At 51.1% G+C, this 3,494-nt stretch carries 2 protein-coding genes; one reads left to right on the forward strand and one right to left on the reverse strand.

Features of this window, described 5'->3' with window-relative positions; translation table 11 throughout:
• Positions 1 to 2,892, reverse strand: a 2,892-nt coding sequence (locus tag VIM87_RS00630; RefSeq protein WP_331995093.1) for a UvrD-helicase domain-containing protein, incomplete at its 3' end; no start/stop codon positions are given.
• 203 nt (positions 2,893 to 3,095) lie between these two features.
• On the opposite strand from VIM87_RS00630, the gene VIM87_RS00635 reads away from it, so the two are divergent.
• On the forward strand, positions 3,096 to 3,494 hold a 399-nt coding region (locus tag VIM87_RS00635), incomplete at its 3' end, for a GIY-YIG nuclease family protein (RefSeq protein WP_331995094.1).

Below are 3,494 nucleotides of genomic sequence, written 5' to 3' on the forward strand. Positions count from 1 at the left end.
TAAAGTGGTGTCTTCCAAAAACCGGTGCACATCTGCCTGGGCTTCTTTAGCCAGGGTGATGATGGTTGCTTTCTTTAACAGCTGATCTTCCTTCAAAAAACCATCCGGTAAATACTGGCGGCAAATAGCCTGCACAGCCCCTGCTGCCCCGCGTTGCAAAAGCACATCCGGCAGCTGCTCATAAAAGGTTTTCCATAACAGGAAATTGTCTTTCGCTTTTTTACTGATGGCAGTTGGTGCATGCATGCGCCAGTCCTGCTGTTTGGTATGCAGCTGTGAAAGGTATGTTCTGATCTCCTGCTTTTCCCATCCCAATGCATAATGCAGCACCCCATGCAAAGCCACCATATCACCGGGATGTAAATAAATGCGCAGTATATCTGCTATCACAGAAAATGGTGCGTGTGCCAGCAAAGCCCTGCCATCGCTCAGGTGCACGGGAATATCCGATTGCTGTAACAGGGTTAACAGCTCCTTACCCACAGCATGGGTACGGAATAAAATAGCAATATCAGAAAAAACATACCCGCCTTTATGGGCACCCCCACTGGTTAGCTGATGAAACCCGCCCACCTGTTTTTCTATCTCCCGGATAATATATTTTGCTTCCTGCAAAGCATCCGGCGCATTATAAACTTTAATACGCGGGCCCTGATGTTTGCTGGGGTCCAGCTGCAAGCCGCTGCGTACCGTATTATGCTGTATCACCTGCCCCGCGGCTTCCAGTATGGTGCGGGTGGAGCGGTAGTTTTGTGTAAGACTGATCTGCTGTGCATTAAACTCCGCTGCAAAACGAAAGAACAATTTTACATCCGAACCACGGAAACCATAAATAGCCTGGTCAGGATCGCCAATAGCCAGTATGTTCTTTCCGGCGCCTAACAGCTGAATAAAAGTGTATTGCAGGGTGTTGATGTCCTGGAACTCATCTACCGCAATGGCCTGCACCTGCCGCCGGTATTGCTCCAGCCAGGCGGGTTCTTTTTTCCAGCTATCTACTACCTGTGTTAAAATATGCGAGATATCCACGGCATGCTGTTGCTGCACATAATCGCAATAGCGTTCCGCATAGCTGTGAATATTGGGAAAGCCGCTGCTGTCTTCCAGCTCAAACAGGTTGGCCAGGGCTTCGCAGAGCTTTTTACTATCGCTTTCCTTCAACTCCGGGAACAGGAAGCGGATAATGGATAAACGGCTTTCCTCATCATACACCGTATCCAGCTCCGGGTAACGGTCCTGCAGCATGCGGTAGGCAATGGCGTGGAAAGTGCCTACCCGCATGGGCCGCACATCATCGCCCAGGGTATGTGTAAGGCGCTCTTTTATTTCTGCAGCGGCTTTTTGTGTAAAGGTAATGGCCAGCACCTGGCCGGGAGCGGCCTGCCCGGATGTTACCTGTTGGCTGATCCATTGAATGAGCGTGCTGGTTTTGCCGGTGCCCGGGCCCGCAGTCACTAACACGGCGCCGCTAAGCGCAGCCTTCACCTGTTCCTGTGCAGGGTTTAGTTGTAAGGGTGCATTCACCGCTTTCACCACCGGGCTAAAAGCCTGAACTGCAGCGGTGGCGCCGGCAAAAGTGCCTTTCTTATTTTTAACAGCAGGCGTCTCCTGCCCGCCCAACAGATAGAGCTGACCGGAAAGGTTTTTCACCTCTCCTTCTTCAAATATTTTGATCACGCCATACAAGCCATCATAACCCGGCACCGGTTTTACTTCCTGGGCGCGCATGCGGCGGATGGCCTCTGCCAGTACCGGCCCGCCCTGTTTGTTCAGATCCTCCACCGGCACTTCTTTTAATACATTGAACTCATTGCCGAAAGTAGAAATGGTTTGATGGAACAATTGCTGCACGGCCTTACTATCCGGACCACTGCCTTTTATTTCTGATAAGATCTCCGGCAGGGGAATAATGTAATCGAAGCTGGCAGCACCTTCCGGCCGTTGCGGCGTTGCACGGTCCGAGAGTTTCTGAATGCGGTGCAATACGCCAATGGTTAATGGCTCCCCGCATTGCGGGCATAAGCAGTTATGCTGCACACTTTCTTCCGGCAGCCAGGAAATACCGCATTTACGGTGTCCGTCGTGATGATATTTGCCTTCTTCCGGAAAAAACTCATAGGTGCCTAAAAATCCCTTTTGCGTTTTAAGGGCATTGAACAGCCCTTCATAGCTGCGCTCTGTATTAAACAGGTTGGCTTCCCGTCCCAGCTTTTGCGGTGAGTGTGCATCGGAGCTGGATATTAATGTAAAGCGGTCCAGCGCGCTCCATTGCCAGTTCATGGCGGGATCGGATGACAGGCCCGTTTCAATAGCAAAGATGTGACCGGAAAGATCGCGGAAACATTCGTCGATACTGTCATAACCGCCGCGGGAGCCCAGGGTGGAGAACCAGGGCGTCCACACATGCGCGGGCACCAGGTAAGCCTGATCGGAAGCTGCCAGCACGATCTCCAGCAGATCACGCGATGGCAAACCCAGTATCGGCCGGCCATCTGAAGCCAGGTTACCGATAGTAGACAGCTTTGCATTGATGCGGGCTACGGTTTCAAAATCCGGCGCATATACCAGGTTATGGTTCTTGCGCACCTTGTCGCCGTATTTATAGATGGAGCTGATCTCGGAGGTCAGGCAAAAACGTACATCAATATCCTGCACCTTCATGCCCGGCAGCGCCGGTGTTGCGGGCGGGTTCTTCAGGCGGAACAAACCATTGCCATCCGGCTCCAGTTTTTCCTGTAGTTCTCTGAACCATTGCGGATGTGTAAAATCGCCGGTGCCCACTACATGAATGCCTTTTACCCGGGCCCACTGGTAAAGGGTTTCCAGGTTAAGATCCTTGCTGGTAGCACGGGAGTAATGGGAATGGATATGGAGGTCTGCTATATAGAACATAAAGAATGGCGGGGGTTGGTGTAAGGAGTAAAGATAAGGAAAGTACATGGACCAGGGCCCAAAGCATAGATCAGTGGGAGGGTAAGTGAAGCAGGCCGTGGATCATGGTCTGTGGCTCCAACGAAGTCGTCTATGGACCATCGGCTATGGTCCATGGACTAAAAACCATTTTTCACATTGATAATTTATTTATTTTCGTGTACATGGACCAGGTGCAAAATGGACATTCCGTATATGTACTGAAAACCGGGAAGAACCTTTATAAGATCGGCAAAACGCAGGATCTGCAAAAAAGGCTTTCTTCCTACCATACCCATCTGCCCATTGTTTTCCGCCTGGTACGCCAATACACCACTACGCTTATGGATGACCTGGAAACAAGCCTGCACACGGCTTTCCAGCATAAACGCGTAAAAGGTGAATGGTTTGAGCTGCTGCCCGATGACCTGGTGATCTGTGACAACATTGCCCGTGGTTTTGCCCGGGTACAGAAACCAAAGGAACGCAGCAAACATACCCCTATCCAGTACAGCAGCAACCCCATGCTGCAGGTAATGGAAGCCAACGAAAAATACCTGCACGACTACTCGCGGATTGCCGAT

Source organism: Chitinophaga sp. (assembly GCF_036569125.1).
GTDB lineage: Bacteria > Bacteroidota > Bacteroidia > Chitinophagales > Chitinophagaceae > Chitinophaga.